General features: G+C 68.1%; 23 protein-coding genes. 8 read left to right on the top strand and 15 right to left on the bottom strand.

The annotated features are described in order from the left end of the window. Position 1: 1 nt before the first annotated feature. From HLA95_RS02505 to HLA95_RS02495, 3 genes are all read right to left on the bottom strand, one after another. The gene (locus tag HLA95_RS02505; protein WP_222182272.1) at positions 2–2,329 is read right to left on the bottom strand and encodes an SMP-30/gluconolactonase/LRE family protein; all 2,328 of its coding nucleotides are present in this window, start codon (positions 2,327–2,329) and stop codon (positions 2–4) included. A 301-nt stretch (positions 2,330–2,630) separates the two neighbouring features. Further along, entirely contained in the window at positions 2,631–3,083 is a 453-nt protein-coding gene (locus HLA95_RS02500; RefSeq protein WP_191060851.1) for a DUF3280 domain-containing protein, read from the bottom strand. A gap of 217 nt (positions 3,084–3,300) precedes the next feature. Beyond that, positions 3,301–5,097, bottom strand: a complete 1,797-nt coding sequence (locus HLA95_RS02495; RefSeq protein ID WP_222182269.1) for an ABC-F family ATP-binding cassette domain-containing protein — start codon at positions 5,095–5,097, stop codon at positions 3,301–3,303. Between the two features lie 102 nt (positions 5,098–5,199). On the opposite strand from HLA95_RS02495, the gene HLA95_RS02490 reads away from it, so the two are divergent. Beyond that, positions 5,200–6,675 (top strand): AMP nucleosidase, encoded by a 1,476-nt coding sequence (locus HLA95_RS02490; protein ID WP_191057548.1) that lies wholly within the window; start codon positions 5,200–5,202, stop codon positions 6,673–6,675. A 244-nt stretch (positions 6,676–6,919) separates the two neighbouring features. Then, positions 6,920–7,429, top strand: a complete 510-nt coding sequence (locus HLA95_RS02485) for a DUF892 family protein (RefSeq protein WP_191057523.1) — start codon at positions 6,920–6,922, stop codon at positions 7,427–7,429. Positions 7,430–7,495: 66 nt separating this feature from the next. Here HLA95_RS02485 and HLA95_RS02480 read toward each other — a convergent pair whose 3' ends face one another. From HLA95_RS02480 to HLA95_RS02470, 3 genes are read right to left on the bottom strand one after another with little or no spacing between them, the layout of a single operon-like run. Next, entirely contained in the window at positions 7,496–7,939 is a 444-nt protein-coding gene (locus HLA95_RS02480; protein WP_191057524.1) for a CBS domain-containing protein, read from the bottom strand. Further along, a complete protein-coding gene (locus HLA95_RS02475; RefSeq protein ID WP_222182267.1) occupies positions 7,936–8,175 on the bottom strand; it encodes a DUF488 family protein, N3 subclade in 240 nt (79 codons plus the stop codon). The genes HLA95_RS02480 and HLA95_RS02475 overlap by 4 nt, the downstream gene beginning before the upstream one ends. Then, positions 8,172–8,396: an Rrf2 family transcriptional regulator gene (locus HLA95_RS02470; protein WP_191057525.1), complete on the bottom strand. Its 225-nt coding sequence runs from the start codon at positions 8,394–8,396 to the stop codon at positions 8,172–8,174. The genes HLA95_RS02475 and HLA95_RS02470 overlap by 4 nt, the downstream gene beginning before the upstream one ends. Positions 8,397–8,525: 129 nt before the next feature. Here HLA95_RS02470 and HLA95_RS02465 point away from each other — a divergent pair, with 129 nt between their 5' ends. Together HLA95_RS02465 and HLA95_RS02460 are read left to right on the top strand one after the other, a co-directional pair. Continuing rightward, entirely contained in the window at positions 8,526–8,885 is a 360-nt protein-coding gene (locus HLA95_RS02465) for a carboxymuconolactone decarboxylase family protein (protein WP_191057526.1), read from the top strand. Between the two features lie 102 nt (positions 8,886–8,987). After that, a complete protein-coding gene (locus HLA95_RS02460) occupies positions 8,988–9,206 on the top strand; it encodes a hypothetical protein (RefSeq protein WP_191057527.1) in 219 nt (72 codons plus the stop codon). A gap of 23 nt (positions 9,207–9,229) precedes the next feature. Here HLA95_RS02460 and HLA95_RS02455 read toward each other — a convergent pair whose 3' ends face one another. Next, positions 9,230–9,643 carry a type II toxin-antitoxin system VapC family toxin gene (locus HLA95_RS02455; RefSeq protein ID WP_191057528.1) on the bottom strand — a complete coding sequence of 138 codons (414 nt, stop codon included), beginning with the start codon at positions 9,641–9,643 and terminating at the stop codon, positions 9,230–9,232. Then, entirely contained in the window at positions 9,640–9,882 is a 243-nt protein-coding gene (locus HLA95_RS02450) for a type II toxin-antitoxin system Phd/YefM family antitoxin (protein WP_191057529.1), read from the bottom strand. Before HLA95_RS02450 ends, HLA95_RS02455 begins: the two co-directional genes overlap by 4 nt. 246 nt (positions 9,883–10,128) lie before the next feature. Here HLA95_RS02450 and HLA95_RS27975 point away from each other — a divergent pair, with 246 nt between their 5' ends. The 3 genes from HLA95_RS27975 to HLA95_RS02435 all read left to right on the top strand — a co-directional run bounded on the left by HLA95_RS27975 (position 10,129) and on the right by HLA95_RS02435 (position 14,302). Further along, positions 10,129–11,454 (top strand): SGNH/GDSL hydrolase family protein, encoded by a 1,326-nt coding sequence (locus HLA95_RS27975; RefSeq protein WP_222182265.1) that lies wholly within the window; start codon positions 10,129–10,131, stop codon positions 11,452–11,454. 305 nt (positions 11,455–11,759) lie between these two features. After that, a complete protein-coding gene (locus HLA95_RS02440) occupies positions 11,760–13,478 on the top strand; it encodes a tetratricopeptide repeat protein (protein ID WP_191057530.1) in 1,719 nt (572 codons plus the stop codon). Between the two features lie 98 nt (positions 13,479–13,576). Continuing rightward, positions 13,577–14,302 carry a hypothetical protein gene (locus HLA95_RS02435; protein WP_191057531.1) on the top strand — a complete coding sequence of 242 codons (726 nt, stop codon included), beginning with the start codon at positions 13,577–13,579 and terminating at the stop codon, positions 14,300–14,302. On the opposite strand, the gene HLA95_RS02430 is transcribed toward HLA95_RS02435, so the two are convergent. The 3 genes from HLA95_RS02430 to dusA are packed head-to-tail and all read right to left on the bottom strand — an operon-like array spanning position 14,281 to position 16,333. Further along, on the bottom strand, positions 14,281–14,874 hold the full coding sequence (locus tag HLA95_RS02430) for a GNAT family N-acetyltransferase (RefSeq protein ID WP_191057532.1): 594 nt from the start codon (positions 14,872–14,874) through the stop codon (positions 14,281–14,283). The two genes, HLA95_RS02435 and HLA95_RS02430, sit on opposite strands and share 22 nt — an antisense overlap. Before the next feature lie 26 nt (positions 14,875–14,900). Then, positions 14,901–15,308, bottom strand: coding sequence for a ketosteroid isomerase-related protein (locus tag HLA95_RS02425; RefSeq protein ID WP_191057533.1), 408 nt, complete (start codon positions 15,306–15,308; stop codon positions 14,901–14,903). Beyond that, positions 15,305–16,333: a tRNA dihydrouridine(20/20a) synthase DusA gene (gene dusA, locus HLA95_RS02420; protein ID WP_223861337.1), complete on the bottom strand. Its 1,029-nt coding sequence runs from the start codon at positions 16,331–16,333 to the stop codon at positions 15,305–15,307. The genes HLA95_RS02425 and dusA overlap by 4 nt, the downstream gene beginning before the upstream one ends. Before the next feature lie 328 nt (positions 16,334–16,661). Between dusA and HLA95_RS02415 the strand changes: the two genes are divergently transcribed. Beyond that, the gene (locus tag HLA95_RS02415; protein ID WP_191057534.1) at positions 16,662–17,030 is read left to right on the top strand and encodes an excalibur calcium-binding domain-containing protein; all 369 of its coding nucleotides are present in this window, start codon (positions 16,662–16,664) and stop codon (positions 17,028–17,030) included. A 22-nt stretch (positions 17,031–17,052) separates the two neighbouring features. Here the strand turns inward: HLA95_RS02415 and HLA95_RS02410 are convergent, their stop codons facing one another. The 4 genes from HLA95_RS02410 to HLA95_RS02395 all read right to left on the bottom strand — a co-directional run bounded on the left by HLA95_RS02410 (position 17,053) and on the right by HLA95_RS02395 (position 21,407). After that, entirely contained in the window at positions 17,053–18,234 is a 1,182-nt protein-coding gene (locus tag HLA95_RS02410; protein ID WP_191057535.1) for an RtcB family protein, read from the bottom strand. An 85-nt stretch (positions 18,235–18,319) separates the two neighbouring features. Continuing rightward, positions 18,320–19,090, bottom strand: coding sequence for an ATP-binding cassette domain-containing protein (locus tag HLA95_RS02405; RefSeq protein ID WP_191057551.1), 771 nt, complete (start codon positions 19,088–19,090; stop codon positions 18,320–18,322). A gap of 29 nt (positions 19,091–19,119) precedes the next feature. Next, positions 19,120–20,211 (bottom strand): ABC transporter permease, encoded by a 1,092-nt coding sequence (locus HLA95_RS02400; RefSeq protein ID WP_191057536.1) that lies wholly within the window; start codon positions 20,209–20,211, stop codon positions 19,120–19,122. A gap of 176 nt (positions 20,212–20,387) precedes the next feature. After that, positions 20,388–21,407 (bottom strand): sugar ABC transporter substrate-binding protein, encoded by a 1,020-nt coding sequence (locus HLA95_RS02395; RefSeq protein ID WP_191057537.1) that lies wholly within the window; start codon positions 21,405–21,407, stop codon positions 20,388–20,390. Positions 21,408–21,534 lie beyond the last annotated feature (127 nt).

Raw genomic sequence — 21,534 nt, 5'->3', positions numbered from 1 at the left:
GCTAGCGGCGGAGCTGCCCATCGGCACCAGGCTCGGCCAATCCCTTCGCCCTGGCCGTCCCGGCACCCGCCGGCCGGACCGCGCGGACCGCGCCATCCTGCTTGGTCAGCAAATAGAGCTCCCCCTCGCCATCGGTGCCGAAGCGCAGGTCGACCCGCTGCTGGTTGCCGACGAGCTGCCTGAGCGTCGTCTCCCGCCCCTCGTCGAGCAGCGTGAGCTCGCGGATCCCGGCCTGACGGCCCTGGACGAGCTCGCCCACCGGCACATGGAACACCCGGCCACGGACGAGGTCGCCGAAGACATATTGGCCCTGCAGCTCCGGGATCGCCCGGCCGCGATAAACGAAGCCGCCCATGACGGCATCGCCCTCGTCGTGGTCGTACTGAGCCACAGGATAGATGAAGCCGTTCGCGGCATCGTCGGCCGGCAGCATGGACAGCCTGCGCGCGTCCTTCGGGTCGAGCGCGAACGTCCCCTCGCGCAGGCCGAAGCCGTAATTGCCGCCGGGCAGGCCCAGATTGATCTCCTCGACATATTCCTGGCCGATGTCGGAGATGAGCATCTTCCCGGTGACACTATCCCAACTGAACCGTTCCGGGTTCTTGAAGCCGAACGCCCAGGTCTCGGGCAGGTAGCCCGGCCGGCCGAGGAACGGATTGTCGTCCGGCACGCGGTACGCATCGTCCCCGCTGGCGAGCGGGTCGATCCGGAGGATCGAGCCCAGCGGCGTGGACGGGTCCTGGGCCTGACGCAGTGGGTCCGGGACACCCTCCCGGTACGCGCCGTCACCGAAGCCCAGATAGAGCTTGCCGTAATCGGCCTCGCCCGGCCTCGCCGCCGGGTTGAAGGCAATGAGGTCGATCGTGTGGATCCGGGCGGGTTGCTCCGCACGCAGGATCTCGCGCCGCGAGGCCGGATCGACCCGGTCCGCATCGCCCGGGTCCACCCGCCATTCCGTCAGCACGTCATGCAGCGCGGCGCTGCCCGGCCCCTCAAACAGCCTGACCGCACCGGTGGCGCTGATCGTGCTCTCGGTGGTCGCGGTGTACAGCCTGCCATGGCCAGGAGTGCCCTTCCGCCCGAAGTCCGGATGGAAGGCGAAGCTGCGCAAGCCCACCTGATGCCCGCCGGTGATGAGGGCAGGGCCCCGCACCTCCCGCAGGTCCAGGAACGGCTCGGCTGCCAGCACCCCATTACGGATGAGCCAGATCACCCCGTTCTGGTCGGCGAGGTAGAGCTTGCCCGAACCGTCCCCGGCGTCGGCAAGCTGGACCAGGGCCGCACGCGGGAAGTTCCTGGTCACCTTGGCGGTCGGCGGCGCCGTCAGGACCGTATCGAGCTCGACGGCGATGCCGCTCCTGGTGATCTTGCCAGGGATGGGGTCGGCCATGACCAGTTCGCCGGCATCGGCACCCTTCTGGTGATCCACGAGCGGGTTCGTCACCCGGACGCGCCAGACCTCGTTCTCGTCCGCCTCGGTCACGTAGAGATGGCCGCCATGGTAGGCCAGGCCGGTCGGGGACTGCCCGGCCCCGGCTGGAAGCGCGATTGCACCGACCGGGAGCTGGTCAGCGTCTAGCACCAGCACCTCGCCAGCTCCCGCATGGGCGACATAGAGATTGCCCTCGACATCGAAGGCCATGCCGTCGGCCGTAGGCTTGCCCTGGAGCTGGACCACCACCGAGCTGATCAGCGGCGCCTCCGGCCCCGACTGGAGGCGGATCGAGAAGATCCGCTTGGCGCTGCTCTCGGAAACCAGGAGCGAGCGCCCGGCAGCATCCAGCGCCAGCCCGCTCGGAAAGGCCAGCCCGCCCGCCAGCCGCCGGACCTTCTTCGCCGGCTCCGGCGACACATGATAGACGGCCCCGGTCGGCGACAGCAGCGACGACCGCACCCGGCCGGTGCCCGCATCGGTGAAGTAGAGCCCGCCCAGCGCGTCGAACACCAGGTCGTACGGCCCGGCGAACCCCTTGTCCCCGAACTCGGTGGCATAGTCGCTGATCGCCCCCGTGGCGAGATCCAGCACGAAGATCCCCCGGGCGAGATCGGCGCCGAACAGCCGGCCATCCTGGTGGAACTTCAAGGCGGCCGGCACCCCGCCCGAGTTCGCCACCGTCGTGCACCGGCCATCCGGCGTCACCTTGTGGATGTCGCCGGTCCGCCCACTCACCATCCAGAGATTGCCCGCTTCGTCGAAGGCGGGGCCCTTGAGCTGCGCGCCGCACTGGGTGAAGCGCTCCACCCGGCAATCGCCGCAGATGGCGGCCATCCGGCCGCTGGCCGGCCCATCTGGCAGGGCCGCTGCGGGACCTGCCGCCGCAGACAGCATGACAACCGCCAAGCTGGGCCACTTCCGCATGTCGGGCCTCCAACCGGTGCCAGCAGCAGGAAAGAACTGACCCGATATCAGCTATGCGCGCACCCACCGAGGAAGCGTCACGGCACGCATCTCGGATGCCATCCCTATTCGTGGCACAGCATCATTTCTCACTTCGTCGAGTGTGATCAGACCTGCTGCAATAGACATGCTTGCACTGCACCTGATCTGGCGCAAGGTGGTTTTCATTGATCTGCCAGGCAGGGTTTCCGGTACTTCCCTCCTGCCAGATTTCACTTCCTGCCCGGCCGCATCACCCGCCCGGAAATGGCGACGACCGCGAGACATGGCCCGGGTCCTCCTTCAGGAGGACGTTCTGGACCAGATAGCGAACGCCGCGCCGCCAGGCCTCGTCGGTATCGCCACGCAGCGAGACCGCCCCGTCGCGGATGACCTGCCCGGCCGCGACATCGACGAGCCAGACATGGATCGAGGCCACCAGCGTCGACATCTTGTGCACGACCGTGACCGCAGCGACTTTGGCACCGGTCTCGCGGGCCAGGTCGAGCCAGCAGCCGTCGCAGAGATGAAGCGGGCCCGCCGCCGTCAGGCGCTGGCGGACCGGCGTCAGATCGACCTCGCGATACCTGCCCGACTGCTCGAGCAGGTCGGCCAGTTCCGCGGTCGTACTGGCGATCCGCCCGGTCCGATCTGCCCCGGGCGCCTCGCCGCTGGTGTCGGCGAACTCGACCGGAAAGACCGCCACCGGCCGCGGCCCGGCAGCCGAAGCTGACGACGCCCAGGCGAGGGGCCAGCATTGCGCGACTGCGGCGATGGCAAGGAGCAGGAGGCGGGCAGGGGTCGTCTTGGCCAGGATCTGCCTCCCTCGACGGGGACCACTCGGACCACGCCATCCTAGCGCAACCGAGCCGGCCAGCCAGCCCGCCGCTCGCCACCGTCTGGATGCAGCGCAAAAGCGAAGCCTAAAGGCCCGCCGCCTCCTTCATCGTCTCCAGCTCCAGCCAGCGCTCCTCCATCGCCGCCAGCTCGGCACGCTTGGCCTCGACGCTGGCGTTCACCTTGGCGAACCCGTCCGGGTCCTTCAGGTAGAAGTCCGCCTGGCCCAGCTTCTCCTCGAGCCTGGCGATCTCGGCCGTGGCCGCCTCCATCTTGCCCGGCAGCCGCTCCAGCTCGCGCAGCAGCCTGGTCTCCATCGGCCGCTTCGGCCGCTCCGATTTCGGCTTCTCCGGGGCAGCCCTGCTCGCCGCCGCCGGCTCCTGCGCTGCCCGCTGCACCAGCCAGTCGGAATAGCCGCCGGCATATTCCTGGACCGTGCCGTCCGGCTCGAACACGATCGTGCTGGTCGCCACCCGGTCCAGGAAGTCGCGGTCGTGGCTGACCACCAGCACGGTGCCCTCGTAGCCGTCCAGCGTCTCCTGGAGCAGGTCGAGCGTGTCCATGTCCAGGTCGTTGGTCGGCTCGTCCAGCACCAGCAGGTTGGAGGGTGCCGCTAGGATCTTGGCGAGCAGCAGCCGGTTGCGCTCGCCGCCCGAGAGCACCCGGATCGGCGTGCGCGCCTGCTCCTCCTCGAACAGGAAGGAGCGCAGATAGCCCACCACGTGCTGCCAGCGGCCGAGCACGTTCACCTGGTCGCCGCCCTCCGGGCAGAGCGTGGTCCAGGGCGTGGCATCCGGATCGAGCTGCGCCCGGGTCTGGTCGAACCGCGCCAGCGTCAAATTGGTGCCGAGCCGCACTTGGCCGCTGTCCGGCTCCAGTTCCCCGGTGAGCATGCGGAGCAGCGTGGTCTTGCCCACCCCGTTCGGCCCGATCAGCCCGACCCGGTCACCCTTCAGGATCCGGGTCGAGAAGTCCTGGACGATCACCCGCTCGCCGAAGCGTTTGCTGATCGCCTTGGCCTCGATCACCAGCGTGCCCGACGCCTGGCCGGCATCCATGCGCAGATCGACGCTGCCGGTCCGCCCGACCCAGGAGCGCTTCTGCTGGCGCAAATCCTGGAGGCGCCGCAGCCGCCCCATGTTGCGCTTGCGCCTGGCGGTAACGCCGCGGTGCAGCCAGTGCTCCTCCGCCTCGATCCGCTTCTGCAGCCGGTAGAGATTGGCCTCCTCCTCGGCCAGCACCTGCTCCGACCAGTTCTCGAAATCGGCAAAGCCCCGGTCGTGGACCCGGATCTTCGCCCGGTCCAGCCACCAGGTGACCGCCGACACGTTCGCCAGCAGGCGCCGGTCATGGCTGATGATCACCAGCGCGCCTTGGAACGCCGCCAGCTCCGTCTCCAGCCACTCGATCGACGCGATGTCCAGATGGTTGGTCGGCTCGTCCAGCAGCAGCACGTCCGGCTCCACCACCAGCGCCGCCGCCAGCGAGATCCGCCGGGCCTCGCCGCCCGAGAGCGGGGCGGTGGGCCGCTCCGGGTCCATGCCGAGCCGCCCCAGCACCGCCTCGGCCATCACCTTGCGTAACGGCGGGTCGACGCTCTCGGGCAGGGCGGCGGCGACGAAGGACAGCGCGGTGGCGTGCCCGCCGAAGTCCGGCTCCTGCGGCAAATAGCTCACTCCCGTGCGCGGCTGGAGGAAGCGCTCGCCCGAATCCAGCTCGACCATCCCGGCCAGCACCTTCAGGAGCGTGGACTTGCCCGCACCGTTGCGGCCGATCAGGCAGACCCGCTCGCCCTTGGCGAGCGAGACGTCGAGCTGGTCGAACAGGCGCTTGCGGCCGAGGCCGAGCGAGGCGGAGCGCAGTGCCAGAAGCGGAGGGGCCATGGGTCTCGTTGCAGGGCGTGAGCCGGCAGATGCGGCGGGATCGACCCGGCCGTGCTAAGTGAGACCGCAGCGACAGGCAAGGACAGCAGGCAGCTCATGGCGATGGATCTGGCGGAACAGTTCGGCGGCTTCGGCGTCCGCCACGCCAGCGTGTTTCATGATCCGAACGAGGCGGTGGCCCGGATCGAGGCGATCTATCAAGAATCCCGGCAGGCACTGCACGATGCGCTGCAGGCCTTCGGCCGAGGCGTGGAGCCCGGCCCGATCGACGCCTGCTATCCGTTCGTCGGCATCGTGGTCGAGGCCCATCACCTGGCGCTCGACGGCAGGCTCGCCTATGGCGTGCTCCACGAGCCCGGCATCTACGGCACCACCCTGACCCGCCCCGACTTCTTCCGCGACTATTACCGCAACCAGCTCGCCATCCTGATGGAGAACCACCAGCAGCCGGTGGTGGTGGGGGTGAGCGACCGGCCGATCCCGCTCCCCTTCGTGACCGAGGACATCCCGCCCAACCTGGACGAGGTCCAGCGCCGCCGCCTCCAGCACGTCTTCCCGATGCCGGACCTGTCGCGCACCGACGACGCGATCGCCAACGGCACGGCGCTGCGGGCCAAGGACCGGCCGGGCCCATTGGCCTTGTTCACCGCCGAGCGGGTCGACTACAGCCTGGCGCGGATCGCGCATTATACCGGCACCTCGCCCGGCTGGGTGCAGCGCTTCATCCTGCTCACCAACTACCAGCGCTATGTCGAGCACTTCGTCACCTGGGGCCGCAAGCAGATCCTGGACGGCGACGAGTACGATTTTCTGGTCGAGCCCGGCAACGTCGTCACCCCCAACCCGCGCCTGACCGACCGGGAGCCGTCCGGCACGTCCCCGGCCCATCTGCCGCAGATGCCGGCCTACCACCTGACCCGCCCCGATGGCCGCGGCATCACGCTGGTCAATATCGGGGTCGGCCCCAGCAATGCCCGCACCATCACCGACCATCTGGCGGTGCTGCGCCCGCATTGCTGGCTGATGCTCGGCCATTGCGCCGGCCTGCGCCGATCCCAGCAGCTCGGCGACTATGTGCTGGCCCATGGCTATGTCCGCGACGACCATGTGCTGGACGACGAGGTCCCGCCGTTCGTCCCGATCCCGCCGATCGCCGAGGTCCAGGTCGCCCTCCAGCAGGCGGTGGCCAACGTCACTGGCCTGTCCGGCCTGGACCAGAAGACCAGGATGCGCACCGGCACGGTCGCCAGCACCGACAACCGCAACTGGGAGCTGCGCTACGACGAGTTCTTCGAGCGCCTCTCCCAGTCGCGCACCATCGCGGTCGACATGGAGAGCGCCACCATCGCCACCAACGGCTTCCGCTTCCGCGTCCCCTACGGCACGCTGCTCTGCGTCTCCGACAAGCCGCTGCACGGCGAGATCAAGCTGCGCGGCTCCGCCGACCAGTTCTACCGTCAGCGCGTTGAGCAGCATTTGCTGGTCGGGCTGGAGGCGATCCGGCTCCTGCGCGAGCAGGGCCCCGACCGGCTCCATTCGCGCAAGCTGCGCAGCTTCGACGAGCCGGCGTTCCGCTGATTTCCCCTCCCGTCGTCCGCCGGTCGCGCCCCTGTCCACCAGACAGATGAAAAGAAAAACCTTGGCTCCACCAAGCTATTGAATAATACAGCTTCAGTAGCCATATCCAGAACTGGATTCCGGTGGATCCCCGAAAACACTGCACGTTACTGCGCGTTGCCTGCGCCGAAGCCGATCCTGGCGCGGGGGCAGGATGCGCGGCCGCCGGTCATTGTTCCGCCCTGGCCCAAGAAGGACAGAAACGTTGTCGATCTACACCCTGGAAGATCTCTACACCCAGCAGTTGCAGGAGCTTTTCTGCGGCGAGAGCCAGCTCTGTGAACTGGTGCCGACCCTGCGCGCTGCCGCCGGGCACAAGGATCTCGACAAGATCTTCGGGGACTGGGTCGAGCAGGGTCTGCAGCGGCGCCACATGCTGGAGCAGATCCTGGGCGAGCTCGGCCAGGAGACCGTCAGCACCGGCGCCGATCCGATCGCCTGCATCCGCGAGGCGAGCGAGGCCCTGATCGAGAGCATGCCGGAGCAGGACCTGCGCGATGCCGGCCTGATCGCCGTCGCCCAGCGCGTCGCCCACTACCGCGAGGCCGGCTACCGTGCGCTGGCGCCGTTCGCGGTCTTCATGAAGCGCAAGCACGACCAGCACTTCATCGAGACCTCGGCGCGCGAGAGCCGCGAGGCCGGCGAGCAGCTTTCCCAGCTCGCCACCCGCACCATGCACCGCGCCGCGGCCGCCTCCTACCAGATGGCCGGCTGAGGCCTGCCACCATGCTGGCCGGCCCCGCCGGCCAGCTTCCTGCCAGGAAGGGCGCCCGTTCGCCCTTCAGCGGTAGCCGATGCCCAGCACATAGTCCCGCAGCAGCGCCTCCTCGTCCTCCACCTCGCGCAGCAGGTGCTGCAGGGCGTCCCGCGCATAGATGATCCCGACCGGCCGCCCGTGCCCGTCGACCACCGGCACGCGCTGGAGGCCGGTGCCCTTCATCGCCGACCAGACGTCCTGCAGGGAGCCGTCCGGGCCGCAGGACACCACGTCCCGGACCATGATGTCCGCCACACTGGTCGTGCAGGCGCCGCCCAGGCACTGCCTGACCTGGCCGACGATGTTCGTCTTCGTCACGACCCCGACCATCCGCCCGTCCGAATCGCACACGACCACGAGGTCGACATGCGGCTTTGCCATGCGGTCGGCCGCCTCGGTCACGGGTGCGGTCGCATCGATGGTCGTCAGGCGCTCGCGCGCCCTGGCCAGCACGTGCTGAGGCATCATCGCATCGTCTCCTCAATCATTGACTGCATCGCTCCACGCCCGGCCCGGCCGCCAGAGCCGTCCGGCAGAACCTCCCGCAACACCACGTCCCGGTTCCATGCGTCCGGCGCGGCCCCGGCCTTGCTCACGCCCCGCTGCCATGGCCGGTCGGCCAGGACCCGCACGCCATCCCCAGCCGTCACCGGCAGGCAGATCCGCTTGACTGCCCCATGCTCCGCCGCAACCCGCGCTGTCATGCCCGCCTCCCGCTACCTCGCTCATTGAAGGCCCCGCCGCCCTTGCCGCGCACGGTCCCGACATAGCCGGCCAAGCCCGGCCCGTAGGCGACCTTGTTCAGGTGCGCCTTGGAGATTCCGTAGGCACCGGCGATCCCGGCGATGGTGGCCGCACTGCTGCGCCTGGTCGCCAGATGGATCAGCATCCGCAGCGAATAGTCGGCATGGACCGTCAGGCGCATCGTGGCTCCGTCCCCGGACGCGGTGCCTCCTTAAACATATATTCTAGATATTGCTTTTGACCATCTCGGGCCCAAATGAAGCCGAGGATGCAGGGTCACCCGCGCGCGGCCCGAGCCCGGAGGAAAGCCATGGCAGATGCGATGTATCCGGCGGCGACCCGCGAGATCGCGCAGCAGCGCCGCGACCTGACGCCGGAAACCCAGGCCGCCTTCGATGCGTTCAGCCGCCAGGTGTTCGCCGAGGGCGCCCTGTCTGCCCGGATGAAGCAGGTGATCGCGGTTGCCGTGGCACACGTGACCCAGTGCCCCTACTGCATCAAGGGCCATACCAAAGCGGCACTGAAAGCCGGCGCCACCCCTCAGGAACTGATGGAGGCGATCTGGGTCGCCGCCGAGATGCGGGCCGGCGGCGCCTATGCCCATTCCGCGCTGGCGCTCGCCGTCTGCGCCGAGGAGCAGGCAAAGCAGGGCAGGCCATCCGATGGCTGAACGACCCGCGGATCAGCCCGGCCAGCGCCCGCCGCCACCACATGCCGCGCTAGGCCACCCCACCAGCCACGGCCCGGGCCCACAGGAAGAGGAGCGATCCGGATGCGCCAGTTGAGCGGGTTCGTCGCCGGCTGCATCGGCTTCATCGCCCTGGTCATGGGCATCGTCTGGCTCATGGGCGCCTTCGACGACATCAATCTCGGCCTGCACGGCTGGATCGCCTTCACCCTGGGCGTCGTCCTGACCTGCGTGCTCGGGATCGTCCTGATGGGCCTCGTGTTCTACAGCAACCGCAGCGGCCAGGACGACCAGGTCCTCTAGGCCGGCCGACGCAACCTCAGGGCCTACTCCCCGAGCAGTTCCGTCCCCACCACGCGGGCCGCCGTCCGCAGTTCCCGATCCAGCGAAGCCAGTGGCAGGTCGCGCCGCCTGGCCAGCTCCAGATAGGCAGCGTCGTAGGTGGTCAGCCGGAACCGGTCGCTGAGCTGCAGCGTCGTCGCCCACGCATGCCCGTCTGTCTCCTGGTCGGTCACGATGTCGAGCAAGGCCAGATCGCTGATGGATGCGTCCCGGAATGTGGCATCGACCCGTCCGCGCCGCACGGCAGCCTGCAGCGCATTGCCCACTTCCAGCCGCCAGATGCCTGGCACCACCGCGCCGTGCTCGGCGACCTGCGCCAGCACCGCGTCGGCCGCCGGCGTCCGCTCGTCCTCGAAGAACCAGGACAGCGCCATCGAGCAATCGAGCACGAGGCTCACGGCCGGCCTTCGTCGATCAGCTCCTTCAGGCCGATGCCGTCCAGCCGTGCGCCCTTGCTGCGCGCCATGATCCGTTCGGCTGCCGCGCGCGCCTTCGCCCGGTCATGCCCACGACCCGCAGGCACCAGCCGGGCAACCGCCCGGCCGCGCCGGGTGATGACGATCTCCTCGCCGTGCTCGACCCGGTCGAGCAGGCTGCCCAACGTGTTCTTGGCCTCGAAGGCGCCGATCTCGGACATGCTACTCTCCGCATGAGCTAGCTTACAATCTAGCTGGTTCGCGGCGGAGATCAAGGAACTGCCTTCGCTCCGGGTCCGGATGCCCGGCATATCGGCGCCCGGACCCGCACCAGAACAGCCGCAGTGCCGTGACCCGCAGCCGGTTGTTCCATTCAGGGAACACTACTAGCCTCGACCAACGGGTAATGATCGTCATAGTCAAGAAGCGATCATCAGGCCCGGCAAAGAGCATATCAGGAGGTAATCGTGTCCGAGCAGTTTCAGGACAACCTGCCGCCGGCCGCACCTGTCCGCGCCAAGGTGCGGCGGACGCTGTTCGCGCTGACCGTCATCCTGTGCGGCCTGTCCGCCGCCATCCCGGCACCGGCCCAGGCGCAATCGGCCGACGACGGTGCATGGATCGGCACCTGGTCGGCCAGCCCGCAGCCCGTGTGGGAGCCCGACTTCTTCGCGCCGGTCAACATCCCCCGCGCCCTGCGCAACCAGACCATCCGGCAGGTCGCCCAGGTCAGCCTGGGCGGCGACCGGGTCCGCGTGGAGTTCTCCAACGAGTATGGCGACCGCCCCCTGGTGATCGGTGCGGCGCATATCGCGCTGGCCGACGAGAACGGCGCCATCAAGCCCGGCTCGGACCACGCCCTGACGTTTGGCGGCAACCCGTCCGTCACCGTGCCGCCCGGCGCGCCGATCCTGAGCGACCCCGTGGACATGCCAGTCGAGCCGCTGGGCGACGTCGCCGTCAGCCTGTTCCTGCCGGAGATCACACCCACCACCACCTGGCACAACGACGCCCGCCAGACCGCCTACATCTCGGGCGAGGGCAATCACACCCAGGCGACCACCTTCGAGCCGGCGCAGACGATCGAGTCGCGGATCTTCCTGAGCGGGATCATGGTCGATGCCGCCCCGGGCGCCCGCGCCGTCGTGCTGTTCGGCGATTCGATCACCGATGGCGACGGCTCCACCCTGGATGCCAATCACCGCTGGCCGGACTTTCTGGCCGAGCGCCTGCATCAGGCGGGGGCCGAGGTCGCGGTGCTGAACGAAGGCATCTCCGGGGCGCGCATCCTGCGCGACCGCATGGGCGACAACGCGCTCGCCCGCTTCGACCGGGACGTGCTGAGCCATCCCCATGCCGACACGGTGGTGCTGATGATGGGGATCAACGACATCGGCTGGCCGGGCACGCTGCTGGTGCCGGAAGGCGAGCCGGCCCCCAGCGCGGAGGACGTGATCACCGGCTACGAGCAGCTGATCGCCCGGGCGCACGCCAACGGGATGCGGATCATCGGCGCGACCTTGACGCCGTTCGCCGACACCTTCGAGGGCACGCCGCTCTTCGGCTACTACGACGAGACCAAGGAGGCGAAGCGCCAGGCGATCAACGACTGGATCCGCACCAGCGGCGCCTTCGACGGCGTGATCGACTTCGACGCGGTGACCCGCAACCCCGACAGCCCGAAGCACATCCAGGCCGCCTACGACAAGGGCGACCATCTCCATCCGAACGATACCGGTTACCGGGCGATGGCCGACTCGGTCGACCTGAAGCTGCTCGGCGTGAACCCGTAGCGCAGGACGGACCTCGCGGGCGGCATGCCGGCACCGCCGTGCTGGCAATCCAGCCGACATTCCGGTTATAGGAGTAAGTCCATAAACGGGGCCCCGCCATGCCCGCCGCCGGCTCGGCCGGTTGTCCTGGACGATGTGATCGACTCGCACAGTTGGATGAAGATGGCGTGGCGCCCGTCCTGGACGGGTGCCATTGCCGAACGTGCGTATTCTCGCCTGCTGGGGAACAGAGCCATGGCCTGGACATTGCCGGAGCCGTGCTTCCTACGATATGCTGAAGCTTTCCATCATCATCGTGCCCGGTCATGGAACGACGACTTTCCGCCATCTTGGCTGTGGATGTGGTTGGCTACAGCCGGCTGATGGAAATCAACGAAGTCGCCACGCTCGCAGCGTTCAAGAACCATCGCTCACAGCTGATCGAGCCGCTGATCAGCCAGCATCACGGCCGCATCGTGAAGCTCACGGGTGACGGCATGCTGGTCGAGTTTCCGAGCGTGGTGAACGCGGTGGACTGTGCTGCCGGAATCCAGCGGGAAATGCGGCAGCGCAACGCCGACGTTCCGCATGAGCAGCGCATCGAGTTCAGGATGGGCATCAACCTCGGCGACGTCATCGTCGACGGCGATGACCTGTTCGGCGATGGGGTGAACATCGCCGCCAGGGTCGAGAGCCTCGCCCCACCGGGCGGCATCGCGGTGACAGGCTGGGTCAAGGAGAGTATCGGCAACAACCTGCAGCTCGAATTCGAGGATACCGGCGAGCAGACCCTCAAGAACATCGGCAGGCTGGTGCGCATTTACAATGTCGTGCTCGATGCCGGTTCATCCCCGATGACCAGGATGACTATTCCTGCGGCGGCACATTGGAAGACGGGGATCGCGGTCCTGCCATTCAGCACCATGGGCAGCAGCACGGAGCAGGACTACCTCGCCGAAGGGATCTCCGAGGACATCATCACCGAACTGTCGCGGTTCCGGAACCTGCGGGTCATCGCCCGCAATTCTTCCTTCTCCTTCAAGAGCAAGGACATCGATGGTGGGGCGGCCGCGCGAATGCTCAATGTAGAGTATATCGCAACCGGCAGCGTAAGACGTTCTAGATCTCGAGTGCGGGTCGCGGTGCAACTGACCCATGCTCCGAGCGGCGGGGAAGTGTGGGCCGAGCGCTATGATCGTGAGCTGACCGATATCTTCGCCGTTCAGGACGAGGTCGTCAGAACGATCGTTGTTACTCTGGAAGCGAGGCTGGGGCTGGCGATTGCCGATAGCGCCAGGAGCCGCAACATGCCGAGCCTGGCTGCATACGAGTGCCTCCTGCTGGCCAGGAAGTATGTGACGGCGCATGAGGCCGAACGAGCCATGCCCCTCGTGGAACGGGCACTCTCCCTCGATCCAGACCATTCGCTCACGCATTCCATGCTGAGCGCGATCTGCTATGTCCGCTGGCTGGCCGATCCTCGGGACGAGTATCTCGATGGGATGGAGGCGGCGGCCCGCAGGGCGGTTGCGCTCGACAACGGAGACTCCAAGGCGCACGCCTATCTGGGAATGGCCCTGACCTACAGGAAGCGGTTCGAGCTGGCGGGCTCCCACCTGCAGCGCGCCATCAGTCTCAACCCCGGCGACACCCACGCCATGGGCTACTACAGCGAGTGGCTCCTGCGGATCGGCAAGGCCGAAGCTGCGCTCGCCATGTTGGACGAACTGCTCGAACGCGACCCTATTCCACCGACCTGGTACTGGGAGGTGCGGGGACTGGTGCTGCTGTTACTGGGCCGCTACGTGGACGCGTTGCAGGCCTACTCGCGCCAGTACAAGCAGTTCTGGTACATTCACGGCTATCTGGCCATTTGCCTCGTACGGCTGGGGCGCACGGAAGAGGCGAGGTCGGAGATCGAGGCGGCATTGAGCGTGATGCCTGATCCGCAAGCGGTGCGCTATCAGCTGGTGGATGAGTTTGAAGACCCCGAATATCGGAAGTTCATCGATGAGGGGCTGACCCTTGCCGGACTGCCGAAATGACCGGGCTTCGGGCGGTTGCGGAACCAGTTTCCTTCCAGGCTGGAGTAATGGCTGGATCCCGGATATAGGAGTAAACGCCTATCTCCGGAGTCCCGCCCATGCCCGCCGCCCGCACTCCTGCCCAAGTCGAAGCCGCCCGCAAGAACGGCGCCCGCTCCGCCGGCCCCGTCACCCCCGAAGGCAAGGCCGCCTCGGCCAGGAACGCCGTCCGCCATGGCCTGTGCGCCCGGAGCCGCCGCTTCCTCCCCGGCGAGGACGAGCGTGAGTTCCTCCGCCGCCGCGAGGCGTTGCTCCAGCAATATGCCCCCGGCGCCGAGCCGGACCGGGTCCTGCTGGTCGACCAGCTCGCCTGGAACTTCTTCCTGCGCGATCGCTGCGACCGGCTGGCCGGCGCCCATGCCGCCGAGCTGATCGCGGAGTACGACTACACCGTGCCGGAAGCGGCGGTGTATGACCTTTCGCCCCATCTGGCGGCGCTGACCCGCTACCGCTCGGCGCTGTGGCGGGAGATCAGGGAGATGCTGAAGCTTCTCCAGGCACCTCGCGCGGCAGAGGCGCCGGACCTGCTGGAGCGGGTGGCCGACGCGGTGGCCTCTACGGAACCCCGCCGCCCACGCGCGCCGGCCGCGCCCGCCAACGATGCCGAACCTGCCGAGGCCGCGGCTACGCGCAGCGCATTACCGAACGAACCCGAGCCCAGACGACAGGTGGCTGTAGCCGGTCGCAGTCCCGCCGCAAGCACCCGGGCGGATGCGGCCAATGACGACGAGACGAACCCGGGCCAGGCCGCGCCCGACCGGCCTCAGATCTGCTTGACCCAGTAGGACATGGCCTTCGTGGACTCCTGCTGGTCGCCCACGTCCTTCCAGGAGAACCGGCAGCTCAGCCCCTCGATCCGGGCAAAGCCCCGCTTGCGCCAGAACCGGTCGAGCGGCTGGTAGTCCCTGGGCCTGGCCGGATGATCGTCGGGCCGGACCACCGCGCAGAACACCGCATGGTCGTAGCGGCCGGATTCGCGTGCCGCCGCCTCGCGCTCCTGGAAGAAGCGCACGCCGATCCCCCGGCCGCGATAGGCCTTCTCCAGGACCGATTCGCCGAAATAGAAGATGCGCTCGGTGTCGTAGCCGGCCTCCGCCAGCGGCCGGCGCACCGCTTCCGGCTCGCCGCGCATGGGCAGGGCGGTGGCAGCGCCGATCACCCGCTCGTCCAGGAAGCAGCCGACCACCACCGCCTCGGGCTCGTCCAGATAGGTGCGCAGGTAGCGCTCCTCGTAGGCGGTCGAGCCGTCATAGAGGTAGGGAAAGTCACGGAACACCTCGATGCGCAGCCGGGCGAGCTCGGGCAGGGCCTGCTCCAGCCGGCTGCCGGTCAGGCGCTCGAAGCGGGGCTCGCTCATCGACGGACCTCCCTCCTGCTCAGGCCTCAGCCACCCACCTGCTTCAGCCAGTCCTCGAGATTATAATAGTTGGTGACCCGCGCGACCTTGCCGTCGCGGACCTCGAAGAACGCCCCGCCCGGCAGCACATAGGTCTGGTTCTTCGCCTCGGGCAGCCCCTCGTCGGTCGCCAGGTAGGTGCCGTGCACCACGTATTCCGCCGCGGCGCGCCTGCCGTCCGCCGAGGTCATCACCACGATGTCGGCCAGCCGCTCGGCATAGGATTGGTTCATCCGCCCCATGAACCGGCGGAACGCATCCTTGCCGGTCTCGCGCGCACCCTGGTTCAGGTCGTGGACCACGTCGTCGGTCAGAAGATCGAAGAACGCGTCCCAGTCCCGGTCGTTGAACGCCTGGTAGTAGGCACGGATCAGGTTCTCGGTGGCGTTGCTCATGCGGCTTTCCTCGTGGTGTCGTCGTCGCGCGTGACCGCGGCCAGGGCCGCGTCCAGCAGTTCCCGGGCGGGCAGGCCCTGGACCATGCCCTCGGACAGGATGCGCCGGTAGCGCCGGGCCCCCGGCAGCCCGTTGAACAGGCCCAGCATGTGCCGGCCGATCGCCCTGAACGGCGTGCCCGTCGCCATGCGCGCCTCGGCATAATCCGCCATCGCCCGGACCACCGCTTCCCGCGTCAGGCCAGGGGGCGCCTCCTGGCCCGCCAGCGGCCCGAACCGGGTCAGGCTCCAGGGGTTCTCATAGGCCTCGCGGCCGATCATCACCCCGTCGAACCGCGCCAGCGCGTCCGCGACCGCAGCCTCGCTGCGCAGCCCACCGTTCAGCACGATGGTCAGGTCCGGCCGCTCCGCCTTCAGCCGCTCGACCAGCTCGTAGCGCAGCGGCGGGATCTCCCGGTTCTCCTTGGGGCTCAAGCCCTTCAGCCAGGCCTTGCGCGCGTGGACGATGAACACCGAACAGCCCGCCTCCGCCACCTCGCTCACGAAGCGGGAGAGCGTCGGCCATTCCTCGTCGTCGTCCACCCCGATCCGGTGCTTGACCGTCACCGGCACGGGCACCGCCTCGCGCATCGCCCGCACGCAGTCCGCCACCAGTTCCGGCTCGCGCATCAGGCAGGCGCCGAACGCCCCCTTCTGCACCCGCTCCGAGGGGCAGCCGCAGTTCAGGTTGATCTCGTCATAGCCCCGCTCGGCCCCGAGCCTTGCCGCCTCCGCCAGCGCCTCCGGCTCCGAGCCGCCCAGCTGCAGCGCCACCGGATGCTCGGCCGGGCCGAAGCCCAGATGCCGCTCCCGGTCGCCGAACAGGATCGCCCCGGTCGTGACCATCTCGGTATAGAGCAGGGCGCCCGGCGCCAGCATGCGGTGCAGCCGCCGGCAGTGGCGGTCGGTCCAGTCGATCATCGGCGCCACGGACAGGCGGCGGGCCAGGTCGAGGTCGGACGGCGCGGGCGCGGAACGGTCGTGCAATAGCGGCCTTCGGTCGGCAACAGGTAGGGCAGGGAATGCGGACGGTGATTAGCATGTTTCGCCTGGTCCTACACCAGTCGCACTGCCACGCCATCCTGGCCAGCATGCCACATCAAGCCGGCCCGTCGCCATGCGCCGCCCGTTTCCAAGCACGGTCATCCTCAGAGGAGAATACGGCAACTTTATCTTAGCAAGAGAAGCGGACAGACAAGCTGTAGGACGACTGTATAGAGCTACTTCCAAGACAAGCAAGCAAAGTTGCCGCCTATGATTTACCGACAGCCGGAGCTATGTCGGTCCTGGCCATCACGTCGGGTGGACATAGCACATGAAGAACTGGCCTGAATCGTGGCAATTCCTTCGAAGGTATGAACCCGACCCTAAGATTCGGCAGGTGCGGCGGCGTTTTGCGGCGGTCTCGGACCACTACCATCGTACCAACCGGCTCCGGCGACTGTACCACGGCGTAAAGGTGCCGATGCTGATGATCGGGTGCGCAGCCACGGCTTATGCGGCGCTCGTGGTGGGAAGCCCGTGGGACCAGAGCACGACGCTGAGGCACTACGCCGCCGCGTTCAATTGCGACGCCGCACGAGCCGTTAGTCTGGCGCCTGCCTACGAAGGCGAGCCCGGCTACTGGTGGCGCAACGACCGTGACAGGGATGGGATCGCCTGCGAGCCTTGGCCGGGGCAATAGAAGACAGCTGCATCAGCATGCGTCAGTCCTTGAACGGATCGACCAGTTCCGGCGGCGCCATCACCACCGCCAGCGGCGTCAGCCGGTGCTCGATCTCGATCGTCCCGGCATGTTCGGCCAGCACGTCCTCCAGCCGGCGATAGACCTGCGGCGCCTCGTCGGCACCCCCGCCGACCAGGACGATGCCCTGCCTGGCCACCTCCGCCCGCATCGCCCGCTCGTCGACCTTGCCCGGCTCCACCAGCACCCGGCGGCCGCCCTTCCAGCGCCACTTGCCCGCCGCCTCGCGCCGGCCCATCACCCGGCCGGCCCCATGCACGGTCGAGTAGAGCGCCGCCTTTGCCCGCTCGCTCTCCATCCCGCGCAGGATCACTGACCCGTCCGCCATCGACCCGCCGACGAAGCCGCGCTGCCCGGGGAAGGCCGGCGTGGCACCCTTGCGCACCACGAGCAGGGTCTCGCCGCCATGCTCCTCCTCCCAGACATAGTTGTGGTGGTTGTGGACCTCGTCGGTCCATTCCTCCGTCCCCTGGACGATCCGCGCCACCTCCCGGCAGACCCATTCCCGGCCGGCATAGGCGTAGCGCCCGGCCAGTTGCATCGCGAGCAGGTACTCCTCGGCCAGATCGGTGCCGCGCGTCACCAGCGTGGGCGGCACCATGATGCCTTCCTTGCCGCCCGCGGCGTTGCGGAAATGGGTGGCGATCCGGTGGCCGAGGCCGCGCGAGCCGAAATGGACGCCGATCCAGACCATGCCCTGCTCGTCCTCGAACAGGTTCACATAATGGTTGCCGCCGCCCACCGTGCCGAGCTGTTCCTGCGCCATGGCGCGCAGCGGGCGGACCTCCCGGATCTTCCAGGCCGGATCGTCCTCCAGGCATTCCGCCTCGACCCGCTCCGCATTGCGCCGACCGATCCCGAACGAGATCCGCTCGTTGATCCGCTGGGCGATCGCGGGCAGCGCGTCGCGGATCTGCGCCGCCGTGACCGGCAGCCGCACCGCCATGTTCCCGCAGGCGATGTCGTAGCCGACCCCGCTGATCGACACCGCATCCCGGTAGCCCACCACGCCGCCCACCGGCTGCGAGTAGCCCAGATGCCCGTCCGCGCAGAGCACGCCGCGGGCCGCCGGCCCGACCAGGCAGTTCGCCATCTGGTCGAGCGTCGCCTGGTCGTGCCGCCCGAACACCGTCAAGTCCTGCATGGATCCGCCGCCCGTGCCGTGAACTGGGTCGCCTCTGCTTACGGGGAAACGGGCGGACAGGCCCTCCAGATCCCGGCGGATGTTGCTAGTGGACCGGCGCCTCCTTGGCCCCGGTCATGATCGCGACTGCGTCCGACATCGAATAGTCCTGCGGGCGGATCACGCAGGCGCGCCGGCCCAGGCGGTGGATGTGGATCCGGTCGGCGATCTCGAAGACGTGCGGCATGTTGTGGCTGATCAGCACGATCGGCAGGCCGCGCCGCTTCACGTCCAGGATCAGGTCCAGCACCTTGCGTGATTCCTTCACGCCCAGGGCGGCGGTTGGCTCGTCCATGATCACCACCCGGCTGCCGAACGCGACGGCGCGCGCGATCGCCACACCCTGGCGCTGGCCGCCGGAGAGGGTCTCGACCGGCTGGTCGATGTTCTGGATGGTGAGCAGGCCCAGGGCGTTGAGGTGCTTGCGCGCCTCCTTGCGCATGTAGTCGCGGTCGAGCTTGCGGAAGTACTTGCCGAGAAAGCCCTCCGAGCGGCGCTCGCGGCCGAGGAAGATGTTGTCGGCGATGCTGAGTGCCGGGGAAAGCGCCAGGTTCTGGTAGACCGTCTCGATGCCGGCCGCCCGCGCGGCCAGCGGCGAGTCGAACTCGACCCGCCTGCCTTCCAGCAGGATCTCGCCGGCATCGGGCCTGAGCGCCCCGGTCAGTGCCTTGATCATCGACGACTTGCCGGCACCGTTGTCGCCGATCACCGCCAGGATCTCGCCCGGGTAGAGCTCGAACTCGGCATGGTCGATTGCCACCACATGGCCGTAGCGCTTGACCAGGTTGCGTGCCTGGAGGATCGGCGCCACGCCCACCGGCGCGTGAGTGTTCTGCTCGGTCTGGTTCATGCGGACACCTTCCGGATCCACTGGTCGATCGCGACCGCGACGATGATGAGCAGGCCGATGGCGAATTCCTGCCAGAGCGAATCGGCCCCGGCCAGCGCCAGGCCGTTGCGGAACACGCCCACGATGAGCGCGCCCACCAGCGTGCCGATGATCGAGCCGCGCCCGCCGAACAGGCTGGTCCCGCCGATCACCACCGCGGTGATCGAATCGAGGTTAGCCGTGGCACCCGAGATCGAGCTGATCGCCCCGATCCGGCCGATCAACGCCCAGGCGGCGACGGAGCAGATGAAGCCCGCCAGCGTGTAGACCGCGATCAGCGTGCCGGTGACGTTGATGCCGGCGAGCTTCGCGGCCTCCGGGTCGTCGCCAGTGGCATGGACGTGCCGGCCGAACGCGGTGCGGTTGAGCAGGTACCAGATGAACGCCGCGATGATCAGCATCAGGATCGAGCCGAGCGTGATCCGGGCACCCAGGAAGTTGAAGGCCGTGCCCGTGAACTGCAGGAAGGGTGCGGCTTCGGCGACCTCCTGCTGTCGGATCGTCTGGCTGGCCGAATACCAGAGGTTGAGTGCCCCGAAGATGCTCCAGGTGCCGAGCGTCACGATGAAGGGCGGCAGCTTCAGCCGGGCGACCAGGAAGCCGTTGAGCAGGCCGCATGCGACGCCGACCAGCAGACCCAGCATGAAGGCCAGGGGCACAGGCAGACCAGCCAGCACGGCCAGCCGGCCCATCACCACCGAGGACAGCACCATGATGGCGCCGACCGACAGGTCGATGCCGGCGGTCAGGATGATCAGGGTCTGCGCGGTACCCAGGATCGCGATGATCGTGACCTGCTGCAGGACCAGCGACAGGTTGAACGGGTGGAAGAAGCGGCCGCCGACGATCGCGCTGAACAGGGCGATGGACAGAGCCAGCACGATGAACGGGATCGTGGTCGGATTGGCATGGAGGAACTGCTGGAAGCGCTTGAGCGGCGTCCGGCGCTCCTCGTCGAAACTCACATGCGCTTGCTGGGACGTGCTCGCCAACACCCGCTCCTGCTCGGCTGGTCCTGCTCTGCCGGCAGGATTGGCACCATCGGTCATCCTCGGCCCTCTTCCGACTGGGCTGGGCGGCATCGGCAGCCAGTCGGGTGGAGCCGGTCGAGGACCATGCCCGCCCGGGACAGACCGCGGCCGCGAGGTTCAGAAATGGGGAGGGTCGGCCCCCGCACCGCCGCGATGGGCCTCGCGGCGGTGGGAAGCCAAAACCCCTGGCCGAATCAGCCCCAGCAGAGCTTCAGGGCTTCCTCGGAGGTGATCGACTCCAGGCCGTCCACCGGCTTGTCGGTGACCAGTTCGACGCCAGTGTCGTAGAAGTCGAGGCCGGGCGTCGGCTCGGGCTTGGAGCCGTCCTCGGCGAACTTCGCCACCGCCTCGACGCCGAGCGCCGCCATCTTGAGCGGGAACTGCATGGAGGTGGCGCCGATCACGCCGGCCTGGACGTTGCGCACGCCCGGGCAGCCGCCGTCGACCGAGGTCATCAGGACCTGGCCCTCGACGCCGAACGCCTTGAGCGCCTCGTAGGCGCCGGCCGCGGTCGGCTCGTTGATCGTGTAGACGACGTTGGTGTCCGGGTCCTTCTGGAGCAGGTTCTCCATGCCGGTCCGCCCACCTTCCTCGGCACCTTCGCCCCATTGGTGGCCGACGATGCGCGGGTCATCCTCCTCGCCGTAGCGGTGCGGCTCCTTGATGTCGATGCCGAAGCCCTGCATGAAGCCCTGGTCGCGCAGCACGTCGACGGTGGGCTGGGTCTCCAGCGCATCCAGGAACGCGATCTTGGCGTTGGCCGCCTCGTCACCCAGTGTCTTGGCCGCCCACTCGCCGATCAGCACGCCGGCCTTGAAGTTGTCGGTCGCGAACGTGGCATCCGCCGCATCGATCGGGTCGAGCGGAGTGTCGAGCGCGATCACCAGGATGCCGGCATCACGCGCCTTCTGGATGGTCGGCACGATCGCCTTGGTGTCGGACGGCGTGATCAGGATGCCCTTGGCACCGGCGGCGATCAGGCTCTCGACGGCGGCGACCTGGCCGTCGTTATCGCCGTCATACTTGCCGGCGAAGCTGGACAGGGTGACGCCCAGCTCCTTGGCCTTGGCCTCGGCACCTTCCTTCATCTTGGCGAAGAAGGGATTGTTGTTGGTCTTGGTGACCAAGCCGACAATGGTCTCGGCCGAGGCTGGCAGGGCCGTGGCGGCGAGCACCGCGAGGGCTGCGGCGGTCGAAAGCAAAACGGGACGCATGCGGTAAGTCCCTCCCGATCGGTGGCTATGTTGTTGGTCCCTGATCCGCACCCGCTGCCTGATGGCAGCCAGGCCGATCATTGTCGTTGCCCGCCCTGGCGCGCAGGGTGGTCATGGGCGGGCAGGG

Source organism: Geminicoccus harenae (genome assembly GCF_019800005.1).
In the GTDB taxonomy this organism is placed as follows: Bacteria; Pseudomonadota; Alphaproteobacteria; order Geminicoccales; family Geminicoccaceae; genus Geminicoccus; species Geminicoccus harenae.
The sequence above is the reverse complement of the archived record's forward strand: the minus strand, read 5'-3'. Positions and strand labels throughout refer to the sequence as shown.

Excerpts from the sequence above, each read along its gene's own strand:
- HLA95_RS02395 (WP_191057537.1), bottom strand. The coding sequence starts at position 21,407 with ATGCGTCCCGTTTTGCTTTCGACCGCCGCAGCCCTCGCGGTGCTCGCC.
- HLA95_RS02470 (WP_191057525.1), bottom strand. The coding sequence starts at position 8,396 with ATGCGCCTGACGGTCCATGCCGACTATTCGCTGCGGATGCTGATCCAT.
- HLA95_RS02505 (WP_222182272.1), bottom strand. The coding sequence starts at position 2,329 with ATGCTGTCTGCGGCGGCAGGTCCCGCAGCGGCCCTGCCAGATGGGCCG.
- HLA95_RS02415 (WP_191057534.1), top strand. The coding sequence starts at position 16,662 with ATGAAGAACTGGCCTGAATCGTGGCAATTCCTTCGAAGGTATGAACCC.
- HLA95_RS02495 (WP_222182269.1), bottom strand. The coding sequence starts at position 5,097 with ATGGCCCCTCCGCTTCTGGCACTGCGCTCCGCCTCGCTCGGCCTCGGC.
- HLA95_RS02475 (WP_222182267.1), bottom strand. The coding sequence starts at position 8,175 with ATGACAGCGCGGGTTGCGGCGGAGCATGGGGCAGTCAAGCGGATCTGC.
- HLA95_RS02425 (WP_191057533.1), bottom strand. The coding sequence starts at position 15,308 with ATGAGCAACGCCACCGAGAACCTGATCCGTGCCTACTACCAGGCGTTC.
- HLA95_RS02480 (WP_191057524.1), bottom strand. The coding sequence starts at position 7,939 with ATGATGCCTCAGCACGTGCTGGCCAGGGCGCGCGAGCGCCTGACGACC.
- HLA95_RS02430 (WP_191057532.1), bottom strand. The coding sequence starts at position 14,874 with ATGAGCGAGCCCCGCTTCGAGCGCCTGACCGGCAGCCGGCTGGAGCAG.
- HLA95_RS02450 (WP_191057529.1), bottom strand. The coding sequence starts at position 9,882 with ATGTCCGAGATCGGCGCCTTCGAGGCCAAGAACACGTTGGGCAGCCTG.
- HLA95_RS02460 (WP_191057527.1), top strand. The coding sequence starts at position 8,988 with ATGCGCCAGTTGAGCGGGTTCGTCGCCGGCTGCATCGGCTTCATCGCC.
- HLA95_RS02440 (WP_191057530.1), top strand. The coding sequence starts at position 11,760 with ATGGAACGACGACTTTCCGCCATCTTGGCTGTGGATGTGGTTGGCTAC.
- HLA95_RS02410 (WP_191057535.1), bottom strand. The coding sequence starts at position 18,234 with ATGCAGGACTTGACGGTGTTCGGGCGGCACGACCAGGCGACGCTCGAC.
- HLA95_RS02435 (WP_191057531.1), top strand. The coding sequence starts at position 13,577 with ATGCCCGCCGCCCGCACTCCTGCCCAAGTCGAAGCCGCCCGCAAGAAC.
- HLA95_RS02490 (WP_191057548.1), top strand. The coding sequence starts at position 5,200 with ATGGATCTGGCGGAACAGTTCGGCGGCTTCGGCGTCCGCCACGCCAGC.
- HLA95_RS02400 (WP_191057536.1), bottom strand. The coding sequence starts at position 20,211 with ATGACCGATGGTGCCAATCCTGCCGGCAGAGCAGGACCAGCCGAGCAG.
- HLA95_RS02465 (WP_191057526.1), top strand. The coding sequence starts at position 8,526 with ATGGCAGATGCGATGTATCCGGCGGCGACCCGCGAGATCGCGCAGCAG.